At 73.1% G+C, this 26,776-nt stretch carries 27 protein-coding genes and 1 tRNA gene; 15 read left to right on the top strand and 13 right to left on the bottom strand.

Annotation, left to right across the window (positions count from 1 at the left end; genetic code table 11):
- Position 1: 1 nt before the first annotated feature.
- On the bottom strand, positions 2 to 676 hold the full coding sequence (locus AB0O36_RS22100) for a TetR/AcrR family transcriptional regulator (RefSeq protein ID WP_365113083.1): 675 nt from the start codon (positions 674 to 676) through the stop codon (positions 2 to 4).
- A 77-nt stretch (positions 677 to 753) separates the two neighbouring features.
- On the opposite strand from AB0O36_RS22100, the gene AB0O36_RS22095 reads away from it, so the two are divergent.
- The 3 genes from AB0O36_RS22095 to AB0O36_RS22085 all read left to right on the top strand — a co-directional run bounded on the left by AB0O36_RS22095 (position 754) and on the right by AB0O36_RS22085 (position 3,213).
- Positions 754 to 1,908, top strand: a complete 1,155-nt coding sequence (locus tag AB0O36_RS22095; protein WP_365113080.1) for an acyl-CoA dehydrogenase family protein — start codon at positions 754 to 756, stop codon at positions 1,906 to 1,908.
- A 121-nt stretch (positions 1,909 to 2,029) separates the two neighbouring features.
- Positions 2,030 to 2,335: a YiaA/YiaB family inner membrane protein gene (locus AB0O36_RS22090; protein WP_365113077.1), complete on the top strand. Its 306-nt coding sequence runs from the start codon at positions 2,030 to 2,032 to the stop codon at positions 2,333 to 2,335.
- Between the two features lie 239 nt (positions 2,336 to 2,574).
- Positions 2,575 to 3,213 (top strand): TetR/AcrR family transcriptional regulator, encoded by a 639-nt coding sequence (locus tag AB0O36_RS22085; protein ID WP_365113075.1) that lies wholly within the window; start codon positions 2,575 to 2,577, stop codon positions 3,211 to 3,213.
- A gap of 74 nt (positions 3,214 to 3,287) precedes the next feature.
- On the opposite strand, the gene AB0O36_RS22080 is transcribed toward AB0O36_RS22085, so the two are convergent.
- Positions 3,288 to 3,749, bottom strand: coding sequence for a MaoC family dehydratase (locus AB0O36_RS22080; protein WP_365113073.1), 462 nt, complete (start codon positions 3,747 to 3,749; stop codon positions 3,288 to 3,290).
- Positions 3,750 to 3,856: 107 nt separating this feature from the next.
- On the opposite strand from AB0O36_RS22080, the gene soxR reads away from it, so the two are divergent.
- Positions 3,857 to 4,300, top strand: a complete 444-nt coding sequence (gene soxR, locus AB0O36_RS22075; RefSeq protein WP_365113070.1) for a redox-sensitive transcriptional activator SoxR — start codon at positions 3,857 to 3,859, stop codon at positions 4,298 to 4,300.
- Here the strand turns inward: soxR and AB0O36_RS22070 are convergent.
- The 4 genes from AB0O36_RS22070 to AB0O36_RS22055 form a co-directional block, all read right to left on the bottom strand.
- Entirely contained in the window at positions 4,297 to 5,205 is a 909-nt protein-coding gene (locus tag AB0O36_RS22070; RefSeq protein WP_365113067.1) for a 3-keto-5-aminohexanoate cleavage protein, read from the bottom strand. The genes soxR and AB0O36_RS22070 overlap by 4 nt on opposite strands.
- A gap of 59 nt (positions 5,206 to 5,264) precedes the next feature.
- Positions 5,265 to 5,951, bottom strand: a complete 687-nt coding sequence (locus tag AB0O36_RS22065; RefSeq protein ID WP_365113065.1) for a hypothetical protein — start codon at positions 5,949 to 5,951, stop codon at positions 5,265 to 5,267.
- Positions 5,952 to 6,058: 107 nt separating this feature from the next.
- Entirely contained in the window at positions 6,059 to 7,333 is a 1,275-nt protein-coding gene (locus AB0O36_RS22060; protein WP_365113063.1) for a serine-threonine protein kinase, read from the bottom strand.
- Between the two features lie 282 nt (positions 7,334 to 7,615).
- Positions 7,616 to 8,911, bottom strand: coding sequence for a DUF1343 domain-containing protein (locus AB0O36_RS22055; protein ID WP_365113060.1), 1,296 nt, complete (start codon positions 8,909 to 8,911; stop codon positions 7,616 to 7,618).
- 209 nt (positions 8,912 to 9,120) lie between these two features.
- Between AB0O36_RS22055 and AB0O36_RS22050 the strand changes: the two genes are divergently transcribed.
- The 3 genes from AB0O36_RS22050 to AB0O36_RS22040 are packed head-to-tail and all read left to right on the top strand — an operon-like array spanning position 9,121 to position 12,364.
- The gene (locus AB0O36_RS22050; RefSeq protein WP_365113302.1) at positions 9,121 to 9,930 is read left to right on the top strand and encodes an SDR family oxidoreductase; all 810 of its coding nucleotides are present in this window, start codon (positions 9,121 to 9,123) and stop codon (positions 9,928 to 9,930) included.
- Positions 9,927 to 11,714, top strand: a complete 1,788-nt coding sequence (locus AB0O36_RS22045) for an AMP-binding protein (protein WP_365113057.1) — start codon at positions 9,927 to 9,929, stop codon at positions 11,712 to 11,714. The genes AB0O36_RS22050 and AB0O36_RS22045 overlap by 4 nt, the downstream gene beginning before the upstream one ends.
- Positions 11,715 to 11,758: 44 nt before the next feature.
- Positions 11,759 to 12,364 carry a TetR/AcrR family transcriptional regulator gene (locus AB0O36_RS22040; protein WP_365113055.1) on the top strand — a complete coding sequence of 202 codons (606 nt, stop codon included), beginning with the start codon at positions 11,759 to 11,761 and terminating at the stop codon, positions 12,362 to 12,364.
- Positions 12,365 to 12,435: 71 nt separating this feature from the next.
- Here the strand turns inward: AB0O36_RS22040 and AB0O36_RS22035 are convergent, their stop codons facing one another.
- The 6 genes from AB0O36_RS22035 to AB0O36_RS22010 all read right to left on the bottom strand — a co-directional run bounded on the left by AB0O36_RS22035 (position 12,436) and on the right by AB0O36_RS22010 (position 17,335).
- Positions 12,436 to 13,650: an acyl-CoA dehydrogenase family protein gene (locus AB0O36_RS22035; protein ID WP_365113052.1), complete on the bottom strand. Its 1,215-nt coding sequence runs from the start codon at positions 13,648 to 13,650 to the stop codon at positions 12,436 to 12,438.
- Positions 13,651 to 13,663: 13 nt separating this feature from the next.
- Entirely contained in the window at positions 13,664 to 14,698 is a 1,035-nt protein-coding gene (locus AB0O36_RS22030; RefSeq protein WP_365113049.1) for a phosphotransferase family protein, read from the bottom strand.
- Positions 14,699 to 14,887: 189 nt separating this feature from the next.
- A complete protein-coding gene (locus AB0O36_RS22025) occupies positions 14,888 to 15,799 on the bottom strand; it encodes an MBL fold metallo-hydrolase (RefSeq protein WP_365113046.1) in 912 nt (303 codons plus the stop codon).
- A 194-nt stretch (positions 15,800 to 15,993) separates the two neighbouring features.
- Positions 15,994 to 16,416: a DUF202 domain-containing protein gene (locus AB0O36_RS22020; protein ID WP_365113043.1), complete on the bottom strand. Its 423-nt coding sequence runs from the start codon at positions 16,414 to 16,416 to the stop codon at positions 15,994 to 15,996.
- On the bottom strand, positions 16,413 to 16,811 hold the full coding sequence (locus AB0O36_RS22015; protein ID WP_365113041.1) for a DUF202 domain-containing protein: 399 nt from the start codon (positions 16,809 to 16,811) through the stop codon (positions 16,413 to 16,415). Before AB0O36_RS22015 ends, AB0O36_RS22020 begins: the two co-directional genes overlap by 4 nt.
- Positions 16,808 to 17,335, bottom strand: a complete 528-nt coding sequence (locus AB0O36_RS22010) for an NUDIX domain-containing protein (RefSeq protein ID WP_365113038.1) — start codon at positions 17,333 to 17,335, stop codon at positions 16,808 to 16,810. The genes AB0O36_RS22015 and AB0O36_RS22010 overlap by 4 nt, the downstream gene beginning before the upstream one ends.
- A gap of 56 nt (positions 17,336 to 17,391) precedes the next feature.
- Here AB0O36_RS22010 and AB0O36_RS22005 point away from each other — a divergent pair, with 56 nt between their 5' ends.
- From AB0O36_RS22005 to AB0O36_RS21985, 5 genes are all read left to right on the top strand, one after another.
- A complete protein-coding gene (locus tag AB0O36_RS22005; protein ID WP_365113035.1) occupies positions 17,392 to 19,047 on the top strand; it encodes an FAD-binding dehydrogenase in 1,656 nt (551 codons plus the stop codon).
- 20 nt (positions 19,048 to 19,067) lie between these two features.
- On the top strand, positions 19,068 to 19,346 hold the full coding sequence (locus AB0O36_RS22000; RefSeq protein ID WP_365113032.1) for an acylphosphatase: 279 nt from the start codon (positions 19,068 to 19,070) through the stop codon (positions 19,344 to 19,346).
- Between the two features lie 370 nt (positions 19,347 to 19,716).
- Positions 19,717 to 20,673, top strand: coding sequence for a hypothetical protein (locus AB0O36_RS21995; protein WP_365113029.1), 957 nt, complete (start codon positions 19,717 to 19,719; stop codon positions 20,671 to 20,673).
- Between the two features lie 31 nt (positions 20,674 to 20,704).
- On the top strand, positions 20,705 to 22,252 hold the full coding sequence (locus AB0O36_RS21990; RefSeq protein WP_365113027.1) for an APC family permease: 1,548 nt from the start codon (positions 20,705 to 20,707) through the stop codon (positions 22,250 to 22,252).
- Between the two features lie 213 nt (positions 22,253 to 22,465).
- The gene (locus AB0O36_RS21985; RefSeq protein WP_365113024.1) at positions 22,466 to 23,911 is read left to right on the top strand and encodes an amino acid permease; all 1,446 of its coding nucleotides are present in this window, start codon (positions 22,466 to 22,468) and stop codon (positions 23,909 to 23,911) included.
- 195 nt (positions 23,912 to 24,106) lie between these two features.
- Here the strand turns inward: AB0O36_RS21985 and AB0O36_RS21980 are convergent.
- A tRNA-Leu gene (locus AB0O36_RS21980) sits at positions 24,107 to 24,194 on the bottom strand.
- 163 nt (positions 24,195 to 24,357) lie between these two features.
- Here AB0O36_RS21980 and AB0O36_RS21975 point away from each other — a divergent pair.
- The 3 genes from AB0O36_RS21975 to AB0O36_RS21965 all read left to right on the top strand — a co-directional run.
- Positions 24,358 to 25,683 carry a M20/M25/M40 family metallo-hydrolase gene (locus AB0O36_RS21975; RefSeq protein WP_365113021.1) on the top strand — a complete coding sequence of 442 codons (1,326 nt, stop codon included), beginning with the start codon at positions 24,358 to 24,360 and terminating at the stop codon, positions 25,681 to 25,683.
- A gap of 139 nt (positions 25,684 to 25,822) precedes the next feature.
- The gene (chpH, locus tag AB0O36_RS21970; RefSeq protein ID WP_365113018.1) at positions 25,823 to 26,056 is read left to right on the top strand and encodes a chaplin ChpH; all 234 of its coding nucleotides are present in this window, start codon (positions 25,823 to 25,825) and stop codon (positions 26,054 to 26,056) included.
- A 93-nt stretch (positions 26,057 to 26,149) separates the two neighbouring features.
- Positions 26,150 to 26,776 (top strand): chaplin (locus tag AB0O36_RS21965; protein ID WP_365113015.1); only part of this gene is annotated, 627 nt, incomplete at its 3' end.

Below are 26,776 nucleotides of genomic sequence, written 5' to 3'. Positions count from 1 at the left end.
GTCATCGCGGCGTGCCGCCCTCCCCGCCGCGATGTGCCCGCACCGCCGCCTCGTACTGCAGGCCCAGGCCGTCCAGCAATGCCCTCAGGCCCGTTTCGAAGGCGCCCTCGTCCACTTCGCGGCGCCGTTCGGCCAGGAGGTGGGCCTGGCCGAGGTGGGGGTAGTCCGCCGGGTCGTACGCCTGCTCGTCGTCCACGAAGCCGCCCGCGAACGAGCCCACCGCCGAGCCCAGGATGAAGTAGCGCATCAGCGCACCGATCCGGGTCGCCTGGGCGGGCGGCCAGCCCGCCGTCGTCATCGCCCCGAACACCGCGTCCGCGACCCGCAGTCCGGCCGGCCGGCGCCCCGGTCCGCGTGCCAGCACCGGCACGATGTGGGGGTGGTCGGCCAGTGCCGCACGGTAGGAGTGCGCCCAGTCGTGCAGAGCGGTCCGCCAGTCCCGGCCGTCGGACTCCTCGAACATCGACAGGTCCACCCGGCTGCTCACCGCGTCCGCGACGGCGTCCAGGATCTCGTCCTTGGTGCGGAAGTGGTTGTAGAGGGAGGGCCCGCTGACCCCGAGCGCGGCCGCCAGCCGGCGCGTCGACACCGCCTCCAGCCCCTCCGCGTCCACCAGGGCCCCAGCCGTCTCGACGATGCGGTCTCTGCTCAACAGGGGCTTGCGCGGTCTGGCCATGCGCCACATAGTAGGCCCCGGCAACCAAAAACTACCGCTGCTAGTTAAATGGTCGGCGGGCGAGGGGTGAGGTGTCCGTGAACCTGGAACTCTCCGAGGAGCAGACCGCCGTGCAGCGGCTCGCCCGCGAATTCACCGACCGCGAGATCGCCCCGTACGCCGCCGCCTGGGACCGCGCCGAGAGCGTCGACCGGGCGATCGTGAAGAAGCTGGGCGACCTGGGCTTCCTCGGCCTCACCGTCCCCGAGGAGTACGGCGGCTCCGGCGGTGACCACCTCTCCTACGTCCTGGTCGCCGAGGAGCTGGGCCGCGGCGACTCCTCGGTGCGGGGCATCGTCTCCGTGTCCCTCGGCCTGGTCGCCAAGACCGTCGCGGCGTGGGGCGACGAGGACCAGAAGCGGCAATGGCTGCCCCGCCTCTGCTCCGGCGAGGCCCTCGGCTGCTTCGGCCTCACCGAGCCCGGCACCGGATCGGACGCGGGCGCCCTGACCACCCGGGCGGTGCGCGCGGGCGGGGACGCGTACGTGGTGAACGGCAGCAAGATGTTCATCACCAACGGCACCTGGGCCGATGTGGTCCTGCTGTTCGCCCGGACCGGCGACGAGCCCGGCCACCGCGGGATATCGGCCTTCCTCGTCCCGGCCGACAGCCCCGGTCTGACCCGGCGCGAGATCCGCGGCAAGCTGGGCCTGCGCGGCCAGGCCACCGCCGAACTGGTGCTGGAGGACGTCCGGGTGCCCGCCTCCGCCATGCTCGGCCCCGAGGGCAAGGGCTTCTCGGTGGCCATGTCCGCCCTCGCCAAGGGCCGGATGTCGGTGGCCGCGGGCTGTGTGGGCATCGCCCGGGCGGCGCTGGAGGCGGCCGTGTCCTACGCCGCCGGGCGCGAGCAGTTCGGCAAGCCGATCGCCCGGCACCAGCTGGTGCAGGAGCTGATCGCCGACATCTCGGTGGACGTGGACGCGGCCCGGCTGCTGACCTGGCGGGTCGCCGACCTGATCGACCGCGGGCGGCCCTTCGCCACCGAATCGGCCACCGCCAAGCTCTTCGCCTCCGAGGCGGCGGTCCGGGCGGCGGGCAACGCCCTCCAGGTGCACGGCGGTTACGGCTACGTGGACGAGTACCCGGCGGGCAAACTGCTGCGCGACGCCCGAGTGATGACCCTCTACGAGGGCACCAGCCAGATCCAGAAACTCCTCATCGGCCGTGCCCGCACGGGAGTTTCGGCCTTCTGAGGAGCGAGCCCGCGTGTGCGTGCGTGCGCGTGCATGCGTGCGTACGTCCGTGGGTGTCTGAGTACGCGGCTGAGTACGCGTACGGATGGCCGCCCGGCGGAACCGGCGGGAAGCTGGGCGCATGAACGAGACACCGGTCAAGCAGCAGAACACGGGGGCGTACTACGGCCAGGCCGTCGCCTCCTTCGGCGTCGCGATCAGCGCGGTGGGCCTCGGGATCTACAACCTCGACGCGGACGCCTGGGTCCGGGCCTTCCTCGGCATCTCCGTCCTCTACCTCACCACCTCGGCGTTCACCCTGGCCAAGGTGGTCCGGGACCGGCAGGAGGCGGAGCAGATCGTGAGCCGGGTGGACCAGGCCCGGATGGAGAAGATCATGACGGACTACGACCCGTACCGGCCGCAGACCCCGAAGGCGGCGGGGTAGGCCGCCGACGGCACCGGGCGGCACCGGGCGGCACCGGGCGGCACCGGGCGGCACCGGGCGGCACCGGGCGGCTCGGCGGGAGTGGCCCGGCTTCCACTCCGGCTCAACGCCGAGTGACTCAACGCCGAGTGACTCAACGCCGAGCGACTCAACGCCCGGCGCTCGGCGCGGAGCGGGCTAAGCGCTTGCTCAGCCTCCGGTAAGGTGTTCACTCCCCGAGGCGGAGAGGTGAGCGAGCGATGGTCAGCGCGGAGGAGGCCGGCGGCAGCGGCGGCGAGTACGTGCCGTGGTCGGAGGTCGTCCCCGACGCGGCGCGGCGGCTGCTGATCGCGGCCGTGGACGCCTTCGCCGAGCGCGGGTACCACGCCACCACCACGCGCGACATCGCGCAGCGCGCCGGGATGAGCCCGGCGGCGCTCTACATCCACTACAAGACCAAGGAAGAACTCCTCCACCGGATCAGCCGGATCGGCCACGACAAGGCCCTGGAGATCCTCACGACGGCGGCCGACGGTCCCGGGGACGCGGCCGCACGGCTCGACGCCGCCGTGCGGTCCTTCGTACGGTGGCACGCCGCGCACCACACCACCGCGCGGGTGGTCCAGTACGAGCTCGACGCTCTCGGTCCGGAGCACCGCTCCGAAATCGTGGCACTGCGCCGCCGGAGCGACGCGGCGGTGCGCCGGATCCTCGCCGAGGGAGTGGAGGCCGGAGAGTTCGACGTCCCCGATCTCCCCGGCACGACCCTGGCCGTGCTCTCCCTCTGCATCGACGTGGCCCGCTGGTTCAACACCGCGGGGAACCGGACGCCCGACGAGGTCGGCGCGCTCTACGCCGACCTCGTACTCCGCATGGTGGGCGCCCGGCAGCAGGCGTAGCAGTCGTTGCCGAGGGCTGCCTGCAGCCGCGGCCCTCGGGCCCGAGTGGGGGAGCCGGAAGCGGTGCGGGGACGTCAGAAGTAGTAGCGGGACACCGTCTCCGCCACGCACACCGGCTTCTCCCCGCCCTCGCGCTCGACCGTGACCGTCGCGGCGACCTGCACCCCGCCGCCGGCCTCCGTCACCGAGGTGATCGCGGCGGTCGCCCGCAGCCGCGAGCCGACCGGCACCGCCGCGGGGAAACGGACCTTGTCCACGCCGTAGTTGATGCCCATCCGCATGCCCTCCACCCGCATGATCTGCGGCACCAGGCTCGGCAGCAACGAGAGGGTCAGATAGCCGTGCGCGATGGTCGAGCCGAACGGGCCGGACGCCGCGCGCTCGGGGTCGACGTGGATCCACTGGTGGTCACCGGTCGCGTCGGCGAAGAGGTCGATCCGCTTCTGGTCCACCTCCAGCCAGTCGCCGGGGCCGAGCGGCACGCCGATCCCGGCCCGTAGCTCGTCCGCGGACGTGAAGATCTTCGGCTCGGCCATGGGTCTCCCTCTGGGGCCATCGGGGCGTCGGAACAAGCGCTTGCTCAGCATGGTTCGGCGGCATGTATCTGTCAACGAATCACGGCGAGCCGACTACTCTCGGCAGGGTGCCGCAGATTCCCGAGAAGATCCACGAACTCACCGTAGGCCAGCTGTCCGCGCGCAGCGGGGCGGCGGTCTCCGCGCTCCACTTCTACGAGTCGAAGGGGCTGATCAGCAGCCGCCGCACCTCCGGCAACCAGCGGCGCTTCACCCGCGACACGCTGCGCCGGGTCGCCTTCGTACGGGCCGCGCAACGGGTCGGCATGCCGCTGGACGCGATCCGCGAGGCCCTCGCCCGGCTCCCGGAGGAGCGGACCCCGACCCGCGAGGACTGGGCGCAGCTGTCGGAACTGTGGCGTGCCGAACTCGACGCCAGGCTGGAGCGCCTGACGCGGCTGCGGGACCAGCTGTCCGACTGCATCGGCTGCGGCTGCCTGTCGCTGAAGTCGTGCGCGCTGTCGAACCCCGACGACGCCATCGGCGCCGTCATCTCGGGCTCCCGACTCTAGGCCGTGCCTTTCGGATCCTTCTGATCCTCCGGATCCTTCTGATCCTCCGGATCCTCCGGATCACGCCGGGCCCGAGGCGCCTTCACAGCCGTCAGGTGGGCCACGGCCGCCGCGACCAGGGCGGCGTTCGACGGTGCCGGGCAGCCGTCCGGGAGGCGGAGTACGTCCCCGACACCGGTGCGGCACCCCGCGCCCAGCCGGCCCGCCCACCGCAGCACCGGCCAGGCGGCGTCGTCCCGCCCGTAGAGCACCACCTCGTCCGCGCGGGCCGCGAGCAGCCGGGTGAGCGGCACGTCCGGGCCGGAGCCCGGCAGGCGCAGCGACAGCCGGGCCGGCGCGCCGGCATCCGGCAGCGGCACCAGCAACCGCGTCAGCGGGAGACCTGCCGGAAGGCGGGAGACCCCGTCCGGGGCGTGGTCCCCCGGCCGCCCGGCAGCGTCCTCCGGTGCGGGGGAGGGGCCCACCCGCACCGGACGCAGTACGCCGTCCACCGCCACGCCCCGCTCCGCCAGCGCCGAGGCCAGCTCCACCGCTCCCGGCTCCGAGAGGCCGACCACGGCCCGGTCCGGGAGGACCTCCCAGCCGGCGATCCGGGCGAGTCGCGCCGCGGGATCCGGTTCCGCCGCCACCGTCGCGCACACCACCAGCGGCACCGGCGCCGGTACCGCCGCCCGGAGCGCGGCGAGCAACGGCCCCACCACCCGCGGCGACAGGGATTCCCGTCCGCACGGGGTGCGCGGATGCACCAGAACCTCGGTGGCTCCCGCCTCGACCGACTCGACCGCCGACTCCACCAGCGCCTCCGGCGACAGCGGTACCGCCGCGCTCTCCGCCGCCGTACGCGAGCCGTTCAGCGTCACCTGGAGCACCGGCACCGGCACCGGCACCGACACAGGCACCGACACAGGCGCCGGCACCGTCGCGGCCCGTGGCTCCGGCGTCGGCTGCCCCCGTCGCGCAGCCGTCATGCCGTGCCCGTGCCCGCGTCCTTGCCCGCGCTCGTGCACGAACTCGTGCTCGCGTCAGCACCCGTGCCCGTGTCCGTGCCCGTGTCCGTGCCCGTGGCCGTGCCCGTGTCCGCGTCCGCCAGGGCGGGCCGCGGTACGACGATGCCGCAGCCGGCGCACACCGGGCCGTCCCAGGGCTGGCCCCCATGCGGCTGGCCCCCCTCCGACCGGGCCCGCAGCTGCCGTGCCGGCCCCCAGCACAGTTCCCGCGCACCGCACACCGGGCAGGTCGTGCCCGGCTCCGACTCCAGTACCTTCACCAGCCGGCGCAGCACCTCGCCCAGTGGTTCCTTGGGCCGTACGCCCGGATCCGCGCAGCGCATCACCGCCTCACCGCCCCACGCCCACTCCGGCCGCCGCAGCCCGTCGTGTTTCTCCCGGCGCCGCCGCTCCGCGAAGTGCCGCTCGTACTCCAGCCAGACCGCTCTGGCCTCCTCCAGTTCCTCCAGCGCCGCCACCAGCCGCTGGGGATCCGCCGCCCTGTCCTCCGGCCCTATCCCGTGCCGGTCGCACAGGTGCCACCAGGTGGCCCTGTGCCCGTACGGCGCGAATCTCTCCAGACAGCGGCGCAGCGAATGCCGCCGCAACGCCCGGTCATTGCGCGCGTCGCGCACCTGGACCGCCAGGCTCCGGAAACCCGCCATCGCATCGTCACCTCCGTGCGCACCTTCACCTCCGTGGCCAACATGCCCGGACGGGTGTGGGCGCATGCGGGGGCGGTCGAGGCGTACGGGTGGCACATGGCCGGAACTCAGCGCCCCATACGCCCCGCAGTGACCACCACCCGGGCCAGTTCCTCGTGGCAGATGTCGCTGTGCGCCCCCGACGGGGGACCGCCCCGCCGGACCACCGAAGCGGCGTCCACGCTCGCGCAACCCGCCACCGGCAGCCCGTTCCGCAGGGCGTCGTCCAGGGTGAGGCGCACGGCTCCGGGGACCGCCTGGACCCCGTCGTGCCCGATGGCCCCCCACCGGGCGTCGAACCCCGCGAATCCGGCTGAATCGCCCGCCATCCGGGAGGCCAGCGGATAGAAGACGCCCAAGGCCGTGTCGTGCCGCGAGTGGCAGGACACCACCGGCCCGTCGACGCGGCGCTGCAGCCCGGCCAGCGCCCCGCCCCGGTCCCCGTCGTGCGGCAGCCGGTCCGCGAACGCGTAGTGCGAGAAGGCTCCCTGAAGCAGAGTCAGGGAACGGACGAACCTCCACCCGTCCGGCACCGCACGCAGCGCGAACGACACCACGCGGGCGCCGAAGCTGTGCCCGATCAGATGGATCCGCAGCCCGGGACGGGAGCGCGACAGCTCCGTCAGCACGGGGCCCAGCCCGCGCTCGCCGACCACCCCGGCCCGTTTCTTCATCCGGTGGTACGTCGCCTGCCGGAGCAGCTCCTTGCCGCCGTTCCACAGTCCCTCCGGCTCGGTCGAGCCGGCCTCCGTCAGCCCGGCGGCCAGGGCGCGGCAGGCGTCGACCGGGTTCCCGCCGAAGATCAGCGGCAGGGGATCCGCCGCCACGCCGACCCCCATCCCCGATGCCGATGCCGATGCCGTGGTCACCCCTGCCAAAGCGCGTGCCAGTGCGGCGAATTCGGCGATCGCATCCTCGGACTCCGGCCGAATCCGCAGCAGTTCGGACATGCGCGTCAGCTCGGCCTCGTGCCCGGGCCAGAACTCCCCGAGCGCGGACCGGGTTTCGGCATCGAGCCCCGGCCGGGTGCCGGGTGCTGCCGCGGGTGCCTCGAAGTCCGGGATCGGCTCGTCCGCGAACCGGATCGAGGGCCAGACCACACCGACGTAGCCGAGCCGCACCGAGGGTCCGACCAGCCCGGGGAACGGTGCGAAGAAGCGGTCGTAGAGCCGGGTCGCCGTGGACGGCTCGCTGTTCCAGCCGTGCGAGAACACCAGCAGGTCGGTGGCCTCCAGGCGGGCGACCGCCGCCCGGGAACCGGGGTCCACGTCCCCCTCGGCGTCGAAGGTCAGTTCCGCGTACGGCCCCACACCCAGGGCCGCGCCCCGACTCGCACCCGACATGAGGTTCCCCCTCGCCGCCGCGCTCCGTCACCGCGGCTCCAGCATCCCGCCGTGCCCGGCATCCGGCCAGCCCCCTCGCACGGCCGGAATCCCGGCCGGACCACACGGTCCCCGGCCGCACGCATCACCGGCCGCACGAACCACGGGGAACGCACCAATCACCGGCCCACGCATCACCGGCCCACGGGTCCCCGGCCGAGCGCCGCACCGGCCCCACGGTCCGGGCCGCACCGGCCCCCTGACCGGCCGCGCCCCTCGGCGGTACAGCAGGTGCCCCTCCCGTCACCGGTACAGCAGGTACTCCTCGCGCACCCCTGCGAACCGCGCCAGCCCGTCCGCCCAGTCCGCCACGACCTCCTCCACCCCGGCGCCCCCGTCGACCAGCCGCCTGACCCGGTCCGAGCCCGTCAGCTTGTCGATCCAGTGGTCGGACCGCCAGGCGAAGCCGCTCCACGACCGCCGGGCCGTCACCAGCAGCCCGATCCCGGCCCGCACCGGGTCGAACGCCGCCCGGTCGTGCACGATCACCCGCACCCCGCCACAGGTCCGTCCGGCGAACTTCGAGAACGACGGGGAGAAGTACGTCTCCCGGAACCACACCCCGGGCAGCTCCAGGGCGTTCGCGGCCTCCGCCCACCGCCGGTCCACGCCCTCCGCCCCGACCACCTCGAACGGCGTGGTCGTGCCCCGTCCCTCCGACAGGTTGGTCCCCTCGAACAGGCAGGTCCCCGCGTACGCGAGGGCGGTGTCGGGCGTCGGCATGTTGGGGCTCGGCGGCACCCACGGCAGCCCGGTGTCGGCGAAGAAGGAGTCCCGCCGCCACCCCGCCATCCGTACGGTGCTCAGCCGGGCGGGCCGGTCCTTCAGGAACTCGCCGTTGAACAGCAGGGCCAGCTCCGCCGCCGTCATGCCGTGGGCGAGTGCCACCGGCTCCCGCCCGACGAAGCTGGCGTACGCGCGGTCCAGAACCGGCCCGGTGGCGCGCCGCCCGCCGACCGGGTTCGGCCGGTCCAGCACCACCACCGCCCGCCCGGCCAGCGCGGCGGCGCGCATGCAGTCGTACAGCGTCCAGACATAGGTGTAGAAGCGGGCCCCGACGTCCTGGATGTCAAAGACCACCGTGTCCACCCCGGCCGCGGCGAAGACGTCGGCGAGCGCCTGCCCGCTCCGGCCGTACGTGTCGTACACCGGCAGCCCGGTCGCCGGGTCGCTCGTCCGCCCCTCGGAGCCGCCGGCCTGGGCGGTGCCCCGGAAGCCGTGCTCCGGACCGAACACCGCCACCAGGTCGACGCGGTCGTCCGCGTGCAGGACGTCGACCAGGTGCCGGGCGTCCGCGGTGATCCCGGTGGGGTTGGTGACCACCCCGACCCGCTGCCCGGCGAGCAGCGCGTACCCGTCCCCGGCGAGCTCCTCGAAGCCGGTCCGCACCCGCCCCGCCCGGCGAGGTACGGCGGCCGGCGGAGCCGCCGCGGCGGTCCCGGGGGTCCCGGCGGAGGCGGGCAAACCACCGGCCCCCGCTCCCGCGCCCGCTCCCACGGCCCCCGCCAGTCCCAACAGCCCCCGTCTCGACAGGCTCATCCGTCCACGCTAGGCGGCCGGCCCCTTCCAGCAGCCCATACCGACTGGTTAGTCTGCCGTGCACCCCTCCGGCAGCGGCCGGAACGGACCGTCACGTCACCGGCTGCGAAAGGCGAACAGTGAGCCCCGTGAGCCCTGCAGACCCCGCCACCTCGATGGACCCCGCCACCCCCATGGACCCCGCCACCCCCATGGACCCCGCCACCCCCATGGGCCCCGCCACCCCCACCAGCCCCGCCCGCCCCACCGAATCCGCGAGCCCGTACCGCGACGCCCGAGTCGTCGTCACCGGCGCGGGCGGCGGCATCGGCGAGGCGCTGGCCCGCCGCTTCGCGGCCGAAGGCGCCACGGTGGTGGTCAACGACCTCGACCCGGCCCGGGCGGCCTCCGTCGCCGACGCCATCGGAGCCCGCGCCATCGCCCTGCCCGGCGATGCCTCGGAGATCGCCGGGCAGGCCCGCGAGGCGCTCGGCGGCACGGTGGACGTCTACTGCGCCAACGCCGGCCTCGCCTCGGGCGGAGATCCGTTCGCCGAGGAAGCCGTGTGGGAGGCGGCCTGGCAGACCAATGTGATGGCGCACGTCCGCGCCGCACGGGCCCTGCTGCCGCACTGGCTGGAGCGGGGGAGCGGCCGCTTCGTCTCCACCGTCTCGGCCGCCGGGCTGCTCACCATGATCGGAGCGGCCCCGTACAGTGTCACCAAGCACGGCGCGCTCGCCTTCGCGGAGTGGCTCTCGCTGACCTACCGCCACCGCGGCATCCGGGTCCACGCCATCTGCCCGCAGGGGGTGCGCACCGACATGCTGACCGCCGCCGGCTCGGCCGGCGAGCTGGTCCTCGCGCCGACCGCGATCGAACCGGAAGCGGTCGCGGACGCGCTGTTCGACGGTATGGCGAAGGGCACCTTCTTGATCCTCCCGCACCCCGAGGTCGCCGGGTACTACGCGACCCGGGCCGGCGACCCCGACCGCTGGCTGTCCGGCATGAACCATCTGCAGCGCACCTGGGAGGGCGGGTGACCCCCGGCTCCCGCTACGCCGCCCGTCCGTGGCTGGGCCGGCTGAGCCCCGCCCAACGTGCGCCCGCCGACCCGCCGCCCAGCGTGCTGCACGCCTTCCGGGCGGCGGCGGCCCGGGCCCCGCAACGCATCGCGCTCGCCTACTTCGACGGCCGGCTGAGCTACGCCGAGACCGACGCGCTCTCCGGCTCGCTGGCCGGCCATCTCGCCGCGCGGGGGGTCCGGCCGGGCGACCGGGTCGCGGTCATGCTGCAGAACACCCCGCACTTCGTGCTCGCCGTGCTCGCCGCCTGGAAGGCGGGCGCGGTCGTGGTCCCGCTCAACCCCATGTACAAGTCGGGGGAGGTCCGGCACGTGCTGGCCGACTCCGGAGCCGCCGCCCTGGTCTGCGAGGCCACGGCCTGGACGGCGTACCTGCGCGAGGCGGCGGCGGGCACGGCCGTGCACACCGTGCTGACCGCCCGCGACCGCGACCTCCAGACCCGCGACGACCCGCGCGTCTTCGGCCCCGCCCGGGCCGACAACACGGCCCACATCACGGCCGACATCAGGGCCGGCGTCACGACCGATGCCACGGCCGACGCCACCGCGGGTGCCGCGGCCGACCCCAGGGCCGACCCCCGGGCCCGCGCCGTTGCCGAGGCCGACGACCTGCTGGCCGAGGCCCGCCGGGGCCATCCCGAACCGGGCCCCGGTGCGGTGCCCGGGCCGCAGGCCGCCGGCACGGCCCTGATCAGCTACACCTCCGGCACCAGCGGGACGCCCAAGGGCGCCCTCAACCCGCACGGCGCGCTCACCCACAACGCCGTGCGCCAGGTCACGGGCCACCCGATACCCGAGGGCGCCGCGTATTTCGCCCTCGCCCCGCTCTTCCACATCACCGGAATGGTCTGCGAGCTCGCCGCCTGCTTCGTCAACGCCGGCACCCTCGTCCTCGCCCACCGCTTCGAACCCGGCACCGTCCTCGACGCCTTCCTGGAACACCGACCCGCCTACACCATCGGCCCCGCCACCGCCTTCATGGCGCTGGCCGCCCATCCCGGCGTCACCCGCGACCACTTCGCCTCGTTCCGGATCGTCTCCTCCGGGGGCGCGCCGCTCCCGCCCGCCCTCGTCGAGCGGCTCCGCACCACCCTCGGCTGCTCCCTCCGCAACGGCTACGGACTGACCGAGACCACCGGTGCCACGGCCTCCGTCCCCGCCCACCTGGAGGCCCCCGTCGACCCGGCCTCCGGCACCCTCTCCGTCGGTGTCCCCGGCGCGGACACCCTCGTACGGATCCTCGACGACCGCGGCCGCGAGCTGCCCTTCGGCGAGACCGGGGAGATCGCCGTCCGCGGCCCCCAGGTGGTGCCCGGCTACTGGCAGCGGCCGAAGGACACCGCCCGGGCCTTCCCGGACGGTGAACTGCGCACCGGGGACGTCGGGTTCATGGACCCGGACGGCTGGCTCTACGTCGTCGACCGGAAGAAGGACATGATCAACGCCTCCGGCTTCAAGGTCTGGCCGCGCGAGGTCGAGGACGTCCTCTACACCCACCCCGCCGTCCGCGAGGCGGCCGTGGTCGGCGTCCCCGACCCGTACCGCGGGGAGACGGTCAAGGCATACGTCAGCCTGCGCCCGGGCACCTCGGCCGAACCGGCGGAACTGTCCGCCCACTGCGCCGAGCGGATCGCCGCCTACAAGTACCCGCGCGAGGTGGAGATCCTGGCTGTTCTTCCCAAGACGACCAGTGGCAAGATCCTGCGACGAGAACTGCGCGACCGCGGCCGGAATCGTTCGTAGGAACAGGCAGACGCGAAGCGGCACGAACAAGGAGGAACAGGCCGATGGCATCCAGAACCACGGTTCCCGCGGAGGGTGCGGACACCCCCGTACCGCGGCGGCTGCTCGCCGTCGCCACCCGCCTGTTCGCCGAACGCGGCTACGACCGCACCTCGGTGCAGGAGATCGTCGAGGCGGCCGGCGTCACCAAGGGCGCCCTGTACCACTACTTCGGCTCCAAGGACGACCTGCTGCACGAGGTGTACGCGCGGATGCTGAGGCTCCAGCAGCAGCGCCTCGACGCCGTCGCCGGCTCAGACGCGCCGGTCGAGGAGCGGCTGCGCGCCGCGGCCGCCGACGTGGTCGTCACCACCATCGAGAACCTCGACGACGCGATGATCTTCTTCCGGTCGATGCACCAGCTGAGCCCGGACAAGTACAAGCAGGTGCGGGCCGAGCGCCGCCGCTACCACGAGCGGTTCCGCGCCCTGATCGAAGAGGGCCAGAGCAGCGGGGTGTTCTCCACCGCCACGCCCGCGGACCTGGTGGTGGACTACCACTTCGGGTCCGTCCACCACCTCTCCACCTGGTACCGCACCGACGGCCCGCTCACCCCGCAGCAGGTCGCCGACCACCTGGCCGACCTGCTGCTGCGCGCACTGCGCCCGTAGCCCCGGCCCCGGCCCCGGACGGGACCGGGGCCGACGGGATCGGGGCCGACGGGATCGGCGGGCGGGCGGGATCAGGCGTACCGGCCCAGTTCCCGCCGTGCCAGCGACCGCTGGTGCACCTCGTCCGGCCCGTCCGCCAGCCGCAGGGTCCGCGCCGCCGCCCACAGTTCCGCCAGCGGAAAGTCCTGGCTGACCCCGCCCGCGCCGTGCAGCTGCACCGCGTCGTCCAGGATCCCGACCACCGCACGCGGGGTCGCGATCTTGATGGCCTGGATCTCGGTGTGCGCCCCCCGGTTGCCGGCGGTGTCCATCAGCCAGGCCGTCTTCAGCACCAGCAGGCGCAGCTGCTCCACCGTCACCCGGGCGTCCGCGATCCAGTTCCGTACGACGCCCTGGGCGGCCAGCGGCCGGCCGAAGGCCGTACGGTCCAGCGCCCGCCGGCACATCAGCTCGATGGCCCGCTCCGCCATGCCGATCAGCCGCATGCAGTGGTGGATCCGGCCCGGACCGAGCCGGGCCTGGGCGATCGCGAACCCCGAACCCTCCTCGCCGATCAGGTTCGAGGCGGGCACCCGCACCCCGTCGAACACCACTTCCGCGTGCCCGCCGTGGTCGTGGTCCTCGTAGCCGTACACGGTCATCGCCCGCCGCACCTCCACCCCGGGCGCGTCGCGCGGCACCAGGACCATCGACTGCCGGCGGCGCGGGTCCGCGCCCTGCGGGTCGGTCTTGCCCATCACGATGAACACCCTGCAGTCGGGGCTCATCGCGCCGGAGATGAACCACTTCCGGCCGGTGATCACGTACTCGTCGCCCACCCGCTCGATCCGGGTCTCGATGTTCGCCGCGTCGGAGGAGGCCACCCCGGGCTCGGTCATCGCGAAGGCCGACCGGATCTCGGCCGACAGCAGCGGTTCCAGCCACTGCTTCTTCTGCTCCTCGCTGCCGAACTGCGCGAGCAGCTCCATGTTCCCGGTGTCCGGCGCGGCACAGTTGACGGCCATCGGCGCCAGGTGCGGGCTGCGCCCGGTGATCTCCGCAAGGGGCGCGTACTGGAGGTTGGTCAGTCCCGCCCCGTGCTCGGGGTCGGGCAGGAAGAGGTTCCACAGCCCCCGGCTGCGGGCCTCGGCGCGCAGTTCCCCGAAGACCGCCGGGGTGTCCCAGGGCGAGGCCAGCTCCGCCCGCTGCGCCGCGGCCACGGCCTCCGCCGGGTACACGTGCTCCTCCATGAACGCCAGCAGCCGTTCGCGGAGTTCCTCGGTCCGGGCGTCGAATGCGAAGTGCATGGTGATCGGTACCTCAGCCTTCCTGAAGGGTGGTCAGGCCGTGCTCGACGAAGACCGGAACGAGCTCCCCGATCCGGTCGAAGCCGGCGCCCACGGTCTGCCCGAGGGTCCAGCGGTAGTGGATGCCCTCAAGGATCACGGCGAGCTTGAACCAGGCGAAGGCCGTGTACCAGGAGATCTCCCCGACGTCCCGGCCCGACCGCGCGGCGTACCGCTCGACCAGCTCGGCCGGTGCCGGATGGCCCGGCGCGCTGCTCGTCGTGCTCACCGGGGACTCCGGCAGCCCCAGGTCGGAGCTGTACATCACCAGCAGCCCCAGGTCGGTGAGGGGATCGCCCAGCGTGGACATCTCCCAGTCCAGCACGGCCCCGATGCCGTCGGGGCGCGACGGTGACCCGCCGACCAGGACGTTGTCCAGCCGGAAGTCGCCGTGCACCACGGCCGGGGCGGCCGAGGCGGGGAGCGCCCGGCCCAGAGCGCCGTGCAGTTCGTCGATCCCCGCCAGCTCCCGGTTCCGGGAGGCGTCCAGCTGCTTGCCCCAGCGTCGCAGCTGCCGGTCGAGGAAGCCCTCCGGCCGCCCGAAGTCCCCCAGCCCCACCGCCGCGGGGTCCACGGAATGGAGCTCCACCAGTGTGTCGACCAGGTTCAGCACGACCTTCCTGGTGCGCTCAGGCCCGAGCACGGCGAGCTGTTCCGCCGTCCGGTAGGGAGTACCGTCCACGAACTCCATGAGGTAGAACGGGGCTCCCAGCACCTCCTCGTCCTCGCACAGCAGCAAGGGCTCCGGCACCGGCACCGCGGTGCCGTGCAGGGCCCGGATCACCCGGTGCTCCCGGGCCATGTCGTGCGCGGTGGCCAGGACATGACCCAGCGGCGGCCGGCGCAGCACCCAGCGGGTGCTGCCGTCGGTGACCTCGTAGGTGAGGTTCGACCGGCCGCCCTCGATCAGGCGGCCGCTCAGCTCCCCGGCCACGAGTCCGGGCAGCGCGGCGTCGAGACGGCCGCGCAGCCGCGCCAGGTCGAGACCCCGGGGGTCGGACGGGCTCATGGTGCGCACCTCCGTGCGGAGTTGACGGCGACGGTTCGCCGCCCATCATGCCGACCAGTCGGTATGGCGTCCAGGGTCCGGGCCGGATTCCGGCCCTTCCTTCGGTCTTCCGCCGCTCCTCGCTCCGGTGTTCCCGCGCCCCGTGCCCGGTGTCCTGCGCCCCCTCCCCGTGCCCCGCGCCCTGTGCCCTCAGGCGTGGCAGGCCACCGGCACACCCCCGTTCATCACCGTCATGTCCGTCAGCACCGCCACGATGTCGAGCGGCGCCCCGAGCGGCAGGCCGTCCAGCTCGGCGTACGCCCGGTGCAGGTTGGCCACCAGCCGCTCGCTCTCCCGCCACCGGGCGAACTCGCGGAGATCCGCCTGCCGCGCCGTCTCCAGCGGGGTGAGCCCCTTGCCCCTGCCCTCCCGGGCGAGCTCCTCCACGAACCGCAGGTAGCGCTCGGTGGCGTCGTACGCCGACGGGTCCGTCAGCGGCCCGTGCCCGGGTATGACCGTCGCCGCGTCCAGCGAGCGCAACAGCTCCAGTGCCCGCAGCGACCCGGCCACCGAGCCCATCGCCACGAACGGCGTGCCCTCGGAGAAGACCAGGTCCCCGGTGAACACGACACCCTGCCGGGGCAGCCAGACGATCGAGTCCCCCGTGGTGTGCGCGACCCCCGGGTGCAGCACCCGTACCTCCGTCCCGCCGATGTGGAGGGTCATCCGGTCGTTGTACGTGAGCGTGGGGGCCGTTATCTCCACGGCGCCGAAATCGGTGGAGGGCCAGATCATCTCCAGCTGGTGCCCGGCGGCCAGCTGCTCGCTCCGCGCGCCGTCGTGTCCCAGAACCAGCGCCTCGGGCGTGAACACGCAGTTGCCGTACGTGTGGTCGCCGTGGTGGTGCGTGTTGACCACCAGGCGCGGCAGCGGGGCGCCGGCCGCCACCACCGCCTCGCGCAGCGCCCGGGCCCGGCGCAGGGTTGCGGCGGTGTCGACGAGCAGCGTCTCGCCGCCGTCGGTGACGAAGCCCGCGTTGTTGAGGCACCAGCCGCCGTCGGGCTGGACGTAGGCGTGCACCCCGGGTGCGGGCTGGACGAGGTACGGCTGGTCGGCGGTCATCTGCGCTCTCCCCGGGTCGCGTTGGCTGCTGATCAGCATCCTGCCAGCCGCCGCCCGACCGCGGCGAGGACGACCCCGCGCCTGTGGACAACCCCCGCCTGCCGCCTGCCGCCTGCCGCCTGCCGCTTGCCGCCTGCCGTCTGCCGCCTGCCGTCGGAGCAATACGGTCCGCCGTGTCGCGGCCTCCGCACTCCTCAGATGATCACCGCGGCGGCGAACACCGCCAGCACCAGCGTGGCCACCGTCGTCGCCAGTGCCCGCCGGGGCGCCAGCCCGGGCGGCCGTGCCGAGGCCAGTTCCCGGATCCGTCCGTGCGCCACGACCAGGAACGCCACCCACACCAGGGCGATGAAGGCCGCCCCGGCGATCTCGGGCGCCGAGGCGGGCCCGCGCAGCGCCTGCCGCACGGCCAGTACGGCCGTGATCGAGCAGGTCAGCGTGGTCCGCCGCCACGCCAGCCGGGTCCGCTCCGGCTGCAGCCCGGGATCCCTGTCCCCGTTCCGGACCGCGGCACCCCCACCCGCGGCACCCCCACCCGCCGCACCCCCACCCGCGGCACCCGCCGCACCCCCACCCGCGGCACCCGCCGCACCGCCGCCCGCCGCACCCGCGCTCACCGCGCCGCCGTCCAGCCCATCAGCACCACCACCACCATCGCCACCGCGACCAGTCCCACCCCCAGGCTCAGCACCACCGGGAACCGGGACACCGGAAGGTCCTCGCCGCGCCGCATCGCCCGCTCGCAGCGCACCCAGTGGTTCACCGCCCGCAGCGCGCACGCCCCGCCCACGACCAGCAGGGCCACCGCCATCCCCACCCGCACCCCCCACCTCAGGTCCGGCAGGAACTGGTCCACGGCGAATCCGCCGCCCACCAGGGCCAGCGCGGTCCGGATCCAGGCGAGGAAGGTCCGCTCGTTGGCGAGCGAGAAACGGTAGTCGGGGGTCGCGCCCTCCGCCCTGATCCGCTGCGGGGCGAACCAGAGCCGGACGTCTCTGACGAAGTCGATCACATGTTCATTCTGGATTGCCCCCGGAACTCCCGCAGCCGCCGGTACGCCTCCAGCCCGTCCGGCACCCACGGCCCCTCCCCGGCGAGCACCCGCCGCTCCACCTCCGCGGGGTCCACGAACTCGTACCGGTCTACCTCGGACTCCTGCGGCCGCACCGGCAACTCGCAGCGCACCTCGTGCACGTACGACCACCAGGACCCGCCCTCGCCCTCGTACAGGAACTTGAACAGCGGCACCGGCTGCGGCAGCCCGCTCACCCCGAGCTCCTCCTCCGCCTCCCGCAGCGCGGCCGTGGCGTAGTCCTCCCCGGCGCCCAGCACCCCGCCCACGAACATGTCCCAGTGGGAGGGGAACACCAGCTTCGACGCGGTCCGGCGGTGCACGAACACCCGCCCCTCCGCGTTCGTGGCCAGCACGAACACACACCGGTGGATCAGCCCGCGGGCGTACACCTCACCGCGCCGGGCCCGCCCCGTCACCCGGTCCTCACGGTCCACCACGTCCAGGATCTCGTCAGCGCTCATGGATTGATCCAAGCACCCCTGTTGACGGGTTACCGCCGCGTAGCAAGGATCTGCGCATGACGTACGACGCTGACGTGATCGTGATCGGGGCCGGTCTCGCGGGGCTGGTCGCCACCGCCGAACTCGTCGACGCGGGCCGCCGGGTCATCCTGCTCGACCAGGAGCCCGCACAGTCCCTCGGCGGCCAGGCCCACTGGTCCTTCGGCGGCCTGTTCTTCGTGGACTCGCCCGAACAGCGCCGGCTGAGGATCAAGGACAGCCGCGAGCTCGCCCTCCAGGACTGGCTCGGCACCGCCGGTTTCGACCGCCCCGAGGACGCCTGGCCGCGCCGCTGGGCCGAGGCGTACGTCGACTTCGCCGCGGGCGAGAAACGGCCCTGGCTGTACGCGCGCGGCGTCCGCTTCTTCCCGGTGGTGGGCTGGGCCGAACGGGGCGGGTACGGCGCCACCGGCCACGGCAACTCCGTCCCCCGCTTCCACATCACCTGGGGCACCGGCCCCGGCCTGATCGAGCCCTTCGCCCGGCGGGTCCGGGCCGCCGCGGCCCGCGGCCTGGTCACGCTGAAGTTCCGGCACCGGGTCACCGGCCTCGCCCGCACCGGCGGCGCGGTGGACACCGTCACCGGGGAGGTCCTGGAGCCCTCGGACGCCGTACGCGGCACCGCCAGCAGCCGCGAGGCCACCGGCGCCTTCAGCCTGCGCGCCCAGGCGGTGATCGTCACCTCCGGCGGCATCGGCGGCAACCACGACCTGGTCCGCTCCCAGTGGCCGGACCGGCTCGGCACCCCGCCCGCCCGCATGCTGTCCGGGGTCCCCGCCCACGTGGACGGCCTGATGCTGGGCATAGCCGAGCGGGCCGGCGCCAGCCACATCAACAAGGACCGGATGTGGCACTACACCGAGGGCATCGAGAACTGGGACCCCATCTGGTCCCGGCACGGCATCCGCATCCTGCCCGGCCCGTCCTCGCTCTGGCTCGACGCGACCGGCAAACGGCTGCCCGTGCCCCTCTTCCCCGGCTTCGACACCCTCGGCACGCTCGACCACATCGTGCGGACCGGCCACGACCACACCTGGTTCGTGCTCAACCGGCGCATCATCGGCAAGGAGTTCGGGCTCTCCGGCTCCGAGCAGAACCCCGACCTCACCGGGAAGTCGGTGCGGGACGTCATCGACCGGGCCCGCCAGGCCGTCCCCGGCCCGGTCCAGGCCTTCATGGACCGCGGAGCCGACTTCATCGTGGAGAGCGACCTGTCCGCCCTGGTCCGCCGGATGAACGAGCTGACCAAGGAGGACCTGATCGACGAGGCGGACCTGCGCCGCGAGATCACCGCCCGGGACCGGGAGATCGCCAACCCCTTCACCAAGGACCTCCAGGTGACGGCCATCCGCGGCGCCCGCAAGTACCTCGGCGACCGGCTGATCCGTACCGCCGCGCCGCACCGCATCCTCGACCCCGCGGCCGGCCCGCTGATCGCCGTACGGCTCTCGGTGCTGACCCGCAAGTCCCTCGGCGGCCTGGAGACCGACCTCTCCTCCCGCGTGCTCACCCCGGAGGGGGAGCCGCTGCCCGGCGTGTACGCGGCCGGGGAGGCGGCCGGCTTCGGCGGCGGAGGGGTCCACGGCTACCGGGCCCTGGAGGGCACCTTCCTGGGCGGCTGCATCTTCTCCGGACGCGCCGCGGGCCGCGCGGCGGCCGAGGCGGTCGGCTGAGCGCTGGCTACGCTCTGCCCATGGTGCGCAAGCGCGTGATCGTGACCGGGATCGTCCAGGGCGTCTTCTTCCGGGACAGCTGCCGTACGGAGGCCATGGCGGAGGGCGTCACCGGCTGGGTGCGCAACCTGCCGGACGGAACCGTCGAGGCGGTGTTCGAGGGCGAGCGGGAGGCGGTGGACCGGCTGGTCCGGTGGGCGCACACGGGCCCGCCCGCCGCCCGCGTCGACGGGGTCCAGTCGCAGGAGGAGGCACCGGAAGGACTCACCGGCTTCGAGGTGACGGCCACCCCGTGGTGACGGCCACCCCGTGATGGCGGTCCTCCTGTGGCGCGGTTCGCTCCATGGCGCCGTCCGCTCCACTGCGACGTCCGCTCCGTGGTGACGGCCCCGGGACGGATTCGGCCACCGATGCGAACCCGTCGGGTCCGAGGAGCCGGGCCGGCCCGCCCCGCGCGCCCTGCGGACCGTACGCAACAACCCCTGCTCCCGGCCGCGCCCCACCTGCGATCATCCCCACCCACCCCACGCAAATCTCCCAACTTACCCAAGTTCCAAGGCAGTTGAAACACGCCACGCCCACCTCCGGACCTTGACGCGGAGCTGTACGCACCGGTTTGCTGTGCGTGATCATCCGGTCGGAACCAGTGTCCTGGAGGGAAAGCAGCGGATGTCCCCGCCTCCGCCACCCCTCGGCCGCTCACGCAAGCGCGACGACCGCCTCTTCGACTCCGCCCTCTGCGACACCGAACTCGTCGACGTCCGCACCCGGTTCACCCAGGGCCGCTGGTCCGGGGCCCGCGCCCTGCTCAACGCCACCGGAGACGACTGGGACCGCCGGGGCCACCGCCTCGTCGTCCTCGCAGAGACCCCGGCGGCCACCGCCTGGACCGCCGAATGGCTGCTCGCCGAACCCGGGAGCGCCGACGCCACCACCCTGCTCGCCCTCGCCGCCGTCTTCCGCGCCCTGCGCCGCAAGGGCACCCCCGCGGACGCCGAGGAAGCCTGCCGCCGCGCCGCCGTCCTGTTCCCCGCCGACCCCACCCCCTGGCTCGGCCTGCTCATGCTCAGCCGGGCCTTCGGCACCGAGGAGGAGTTCACCCGGTACTTCGACCAGGTCCGCGCCCGGCACCGGGAGCACCACCACGCCCACCACCTCATGGTCGCCCGGCTCGCCGAACGCGCCCCCGGCGCCGGCCACGACCCGCTCCACGAGGTCTACGACTTCGCCGCCTGGGCCGCCGAGGAAGCCCCCGCCGACTCCCCGCTCGCCGTCCTCCCCGTGATCGCCCACGCCGAGCGCTACCGGGTCCTGGCCGCCCGGAACGGTCTGCCCGACGGGGACACGGCGGGCGCCGGCCGGCACTGGTCCGGCCGACGGGCCCGCCAGGTGCTGCGCACCGCCTTCGACTGGTGGCTCGAATGGGAACGCGAGGACCACCCCCGCAACCGCGTCGACCTGAACTTCCTGGCCCACGCCAAACTCTGCGAGGGTCGCCCCGCCGAGGCCGCCGCCCTCTTCCACCGCATCGGCCGGCACGCCACCAGAGCCCCCTGGTCCTACCCCGACCGGGACCCGCACAAGGCGTTCCTCGCCGCGCGCAGCTCCGCACTCGGAACCGCCTGAACCCCCGATCACCCCGAAAGGACCACCCGCCATGCCGACGGGCAGATCCACCACGCTCCACCCAGAGGCCGAGATACGCACCTACAAGGGCCAGGAACGCGCACTGAAGGCCGACCGGCTCGGCACCGCCGGCCTGCTCCTCTCCGTCCTCGCCGCCAGCGCCCCCCTGATGGTCGTCGCCGGAGTCATGCCCACCACCTTCGGCGTGATGGGCATCGTCGGACAGCCCCTGCTCTTCGTCATCCTCGGCGTCCTCCTCGCCCTCTTCAGCGTCGGCTACGCCGAGATGAGCCGCCACGTCCACAACGCCGGCGCCCTCTACGCCTACATAGCCCGCGGCCTCGGCCCCACCGCCGGCGTCGGCGCCTCCCTCGTCGCACTGGTCGCGTACAGCGCCATGCAGGTCGGCGTCTACGGCATCCTCGGCTTCGAGATCTCCGGCCTCTTCGCCACCTACCTGGAGATCGAGCTCGCCTGGTGGATCCCCGCCCTGATCGCGGTCGCCGCCACCGGCGCCCTGGGCTGGCTCAAGATCGACCTCAACGCCCGGGTGCTCGGCGTCCTCCTGCTCATCGAGTGCGCCCTCGTCGTCATCTTCGACGTGGCCGCGATCGGCGACCCCGGACCGGAAGGCGTCTCCTTCCACGCCTTCAATCCGGAGACCCTCGGCGGCGCCGGCCTCGGCACCGCCCTCTGCTTCTGCATCGCCGCCTTCGTCGGCTTCGAGCAGTCCCCGGTCTACGCCGAGGAGACCAGCAGGCCGCACATCGTCGTCTCCCGCGTCATGTTCCTCGCCGTCGGCTTCGTCGCCCTCTTCTTCGCGCTCAGCGCATGGGCCCTGACCGTGGCCACCGGACCCTCCGGAGTCGTCGGCACCTCCGCCGAGGCCGGCCCCGGCCTCCTCTTCGCGCTCACCGAGGACCGGCTCGGCACCGGCTTCACCGACGTCCTGCACGTCCTCTTCGTCACCGGCATGTTCGCGGCCATGCTCAGCTTCCACAACGTGGTCGCCCGCTACGCCTTCGCCATGGGCCGCGAGGGCCTGCTGCCGGCCGCCTTCGGCCGCACCAACCCCGGCACCGGAGCCCCCGCCACCGGCTCCCTCCTCCAGACCGCCGTCGCCACCGTGGTCGTCCTCGCCTTCGCCCTCACCGACGACAAGCCCACCGGCGACCCCACCACCCCCGTGCTGCACCTCTTCACCTGGATGGGCAACGTCGGTGCCCTCGGCGTGACCCTCCTCATGGCCGCCGCCTCCTTCGCCGTGATCGCCTTCTTCGTCCGCCGCGGCACCGCCGGCGCCCAGATCTGGCGGCTGCTCGCCTCCGGCGCCGCCGGAACCGCCCTGCTCGGCATCGCGGTCTACACCGTCAAGGACTTCGGCGTCCTGGTCGGCTCCGGCGACGGCTCCGCCCTGAACTGGCTGCTGCCCGGCGTCATCGGCGCCACCGCCCTCCTCGGCCTGGCCTACGGACTGTTCCTGCGGGCCCGCCGCCCCGAGACCCACGCCCGGATCGGACTGGGCAACGAGGCGTTCCGGCTGGAGCAGGCCGCCTCGGAAGCCACACCCGCCGGCTGACCTTCGTACCGGGTCCCGAGAAGGCCCCCGACGCCTGTTTCCAAGGGCGTCGGGGGCCTTCGCACACGACGCCCGTTTTGGCACCCGAAGGCAGCCATGATCTCCTGGGGCGACCGATCGACCGGAACGCGTGCTCCGGCGGACACCACCCAGGTCCGCCGGAGCGCGCGTTTCCGGGCCGCCTGTCCCACCCACGAAGGCGAAGTCCCACCCATGAGTGACCGCACGCTGACCACCGCTCCCGCGGCGGAGCCAGTCCGCCACGTCGACGCCGGCGACGAGGGCTACAGCAAGGACCTGAAGTCCCGCCACATCAACATGATCGCGATCGGCGGTGCGATAGGCACCGGCCTGTTCCTGGGCGCCGGCGGCCGGCTCGCCGGAGCCGGTCCCTCGCTGGCCATCGCGTACGCCGTGTGCGGCATCTTCGCCTTCTTCGTGGTGCGGGCCCTGGGCGAGCTGGTCCTCTACCGTCCCTCCTCCGGCGCGTTCGTCTCCTACGCCCGCGAGTTCATGGGCGAGAAGGGCGCGTACACCGCTGGCTGGCTGTACTTCCTGAACTGGTCGACCACCACCGTGGCCGACATCACGGCCGCCGCCGTCTACGCCCACTACTGGTCGATGTTCACCGACGTCCCGCAGTGGATCCTCGCCCTGATCGCCCTCTCCGTGGTCCTCGCCGCGAACCTGATCTCGGTGAAGTACTTCGGCGAGATGGAGTTCTGGTTCTCGATCATCAAGGTCGCCGCGCTGTCGGCCTTCATGCTGGTCGGCATCTACCTGGTGGTCACCGGCCACAAGATCGGCGACCACACCCCCGGCCTGTCCTCCGTCACCGAGCACGGCGGCCTCTTCCCGGCGGGCCTGCTGCCCATGCTGCTGGTGATCCAGGGCGTGGTCTTCGCGTACGCCTCCGTCGAGCTGTGCGGCGTCGCGGCCGGCGAGACCGAGAACCCCCAGAAGATCATGCCGAAGGCGATCAACTCGATCATGTGGCGCGTCGGCGTCTTCTACGTCGGCTCGGTCGTGCTCCTCGCCCTCCTCCTGCCCTACACGTCCTACTCCTCCGGCCAGAGCCCCTTCGTCACGGTCTTCGACGAGCTCGGCGTCCCCGGCGCCGCCGGCGTCATGAACCTGGTGGTCCTCACCGCCGCCCTCTCCTCCCTGAACTCGGGCCTCTACTCCACCGGCCGGATCCTCCGCTCGATGGCCATGTCCGGCTCGGCGCCGAAGTTCACCGCCCGCATGAACAAGGGCAAGGTCCCCTACGGCGGCGTCCTGTTCACCGCCGCCTTCGGCATCGCCGGCGTGGCCCTCAACAAGTTCATGCCCGGCGAGGCCTTCGAGATCGTCCTCAACCTCGCCTCCCTCGGCATCCTGGGCACCTGGGCGATGGTCATGCTCTGTTCGCTGTTCTTCTGGCGCCGCTCCGAGGCCGGCCTGGTCGAGCGCCCGGCCTACCGCCTGCCCTGGGCCCCGTACACGCAGATCGTCACCCTGGTCTTCCTGGTGGGCGTGCTGGTCCTGATGTGGAGCGACGGTGGTGTCGGCCGCTGGACGGTCTCCCTGGTCCCGCTGATCGCCGCCGCCCTGGTCGTCGGCTGGCTCTGCGTCCGCAAGCGGGTGGCCGCCCTCGCGGCCGGCGCCGCCCGCGACTGACCGGGCGGGCTCCGCGGCAACACCGAACGGCCGGTGCGCACCCCGCGCACCGGCCGTTCCGTCTGTCCCGCCCGTTCCGCGGGTTCCGGCCGCTCCGGCGGTCCCGCCCGTTCCGGCCGTTTGCTCCACCGGCCCCGGACACGGCTCCCGCGGCGCAAACGAAGAAGGACCCCGCCGAAGCGGGGTCCTTCTCGCTGGTGTCCGAGGGGGGACTTGAACCCCCACGCCCGATAAAGGGCACTAGCACCTCAAGCTAGCGCGTCTGCCATTCCGCCACCCGGACAAGGTGTCTGTCTCGCGTCCCTTGCGGGCCGCTCCGACGAAGAGAACATTACCAGGGATTCGGAGTGCCTCGATCACATGCTCGTCGGAGGAGATCCCCCTTGGGGGCGGGGACGCGTCCGGCGAGGATAGGGACAGCAGACGATCAGTGGGAGGAACCTTCAGTGAGCGAGTCGAGCGCGAGCAGGGCCGTCACCGGCGAGGACGAGGTCGTCGACCTCTGCCGGGACCTCATCCGGATCGACACCAGCAACTACGGCGACCACTCCGGCCCCGGCGAGCGGAAGGCCGCCGAGTGGGTGGCCGAGAAGCTGGCCGAGGTGGGCCTGGAGCCGCAGATCTTCGAGTCCCACAAGGGGCGCGCCTCCACGGTGGCCCGGATCGAGGGCGAGGACCCCTCCCGGCCCGCCCTGCTGATCCACGGGCACACCGACGTGGTCCCGGCCAACGCGGCCGACTGGACGTACGACCCCTTCTCCGGCGAGATCGCCGACGGCTGCGTGTGGGGCCGGGGCGCGGTCGACATGAAGGACATGGACGCGATGACCCTCGCGGTCGTGCGCGACCGGCTGCGCAGCGGCCGCAAGCCGCCCCGGGACATCGTGCTGGCCTTCCTGGCGGACGAGGAGGCGGGCGGGATCTACGGCGCCCGGCACCTGGTCGACAAGCACCCGGGGCTCTTCGACGGGGTCACCGAGGCGATCGGCGAGGTCGGCGGCTTCTCCTTCACCGTGAACGAGAACCTGCGGCTCTATCTGATCGAGACCGCCCAGAAGGGCATGCACTGGATGCGGCTCACCGTGGACGGCACGGCCGGCCACGGCTCCATGACCAACAACGACAACGCGATCACCGAGCTGTGCGAGGCGGTCGGCCGGCTGGGCCGCCACCAGTTCCCGGTGCGGGTCACCAAGACCGTGCGGTCCTTCCTGGACGAGCTCTCGGACGCGCTCGGCGTTCCGCTCGACCCGGAGGACATGGACGCCACCCTGGCCAAGCTGGGCGGCATCGCGAAGATCATCGGGGCCACGCTGCGGAACACCGCCCAGCCGACCATGCTGGGCGCCGGCTACAAGGTCAACGTGATCCCCGGCCAGGCGGTGGCCCATGTGGACGGGCGCTTCCTGCCCGGCCACGAGGAGGAGTTCCTGGCCGACCTCGACCGGATCCTCGGGCCCCGGGTCCGCCGGGAGGACGTGCACGGAGACAGGGCGCTGGAGACCGACTTCGACGGCCGCCTCGTGGACGCCATGCAGGGCGCGCTCAAGGCCGAGGACCCGATCGCGCGTGCGGTCCCGTACATGCTCTCGGGCGGCACGGACGCCAAGTCCTTCGACGACCTGGGCATCCGCTGCTTCGGCTTCGCGCCGCTGCAGCTGCCGCCGGAGCTGGACTTCGCCGGGATGTTCCACGGGGTGGACGAGCGGGTGCCGGTGGACGGCCTGAAGTTCGGCGTGCGCGTCCTGGACCGCTTCATCGACAACTGCTGAGCGGCACCGCCGATCGAGCGTGTGTGCGGGGCTCACCGGGAAGAGTGAATGCGCTCATACGCTCGTAGCCCCGGTGGGAACTCCTCGTTACAGGTGATGCGGTCCGCGGCTGGGACCGCATTGCCTACTAGGAGGAATGATGATCAAGAAGGTTGTCGCCGCTGCGGCTGCCACCGGTGGCCTGGTTCTCGCGGGTGCGGGCATGGCCGTCGCCGACGCCGGCGCCCAGGGCGCGGCCGTTGGCTCTCCCGGTGTTCTCTCCGGCAACGTGGTCCAGGTCCCGGTCCACGTCCCGGTCAACGTCTGCGGCAACACCGTCAACGTGATCGGCCTGCTGAACCCGGCCTTCGGCAACACCTGCGTCAACGCCTGACGCTGACGCCGGAGTCACGGCCCCGGAGCGCATCCAGTGCTCCGGGGCCGCCGGATTTTTGGCACCAGACAGCAGCAGGGGGACGAGGGACGAGTGCAGAAGCGACAGATTGCGGCCGGCCGGAAGACGCTGATCACGGTGGCCGCGGCGGGCGGGGTGCTCGCGCTGGGTGGGGGTTACGCACACGCGGACGCCGGCGCGACGGGCCGGGCCGCGAACTCCCCGGGCGTCCTGTCCGGGAACTCCGTACAGGCACCGGTGCACGCGCCGGTGAACATCTGCGGGAACACGGTGACGGTGGTGGGCGCCCTCAACCCGGCGTTCGGCAACCACTGCGCGAACACCCCGGGCAAGCCGAAGCCCGGCAAGCCGAAGCCCGGCCACCCGGGTCACCCCGGCCACCCTGGCGGCCCGGGCCACCCGGACGAGCCGTGTGAACCGGGTCACCCCGGTCATCCTGGGCACCCCGGTAACCCGGGCAATCCGGGGAACCCCGGTAACCCGGGTAACCCGGGCAACCCCGGCAACCCGGGCAACCCCGGGAACCCCGGCAACCCGGGCAACCCCGGTAACCCCGGCAACCCGGGCAACCCCGGTAACCCCGGCAACCCGGGCAACCCCGGTAACCCCGGTAACCCGGGGAACCCCGGTAACCCGGGCAACCCCGGTAACCCGGGCAACCCTGGGAACCCCGGTAACCCGGGGAACCCCGGTAACCCG

The organism is Streptomyces sp. NPDC089799, from assembly GCF_040684755.1.
Lineage (GTDB): Bacteria > Actinomycetota > Actinomycetes > Streptomycetales > Streptomycetaceae > Streptomyces.
This window is presented reverse-complemented; position numbering and strand designations above follow the sequence as displayed.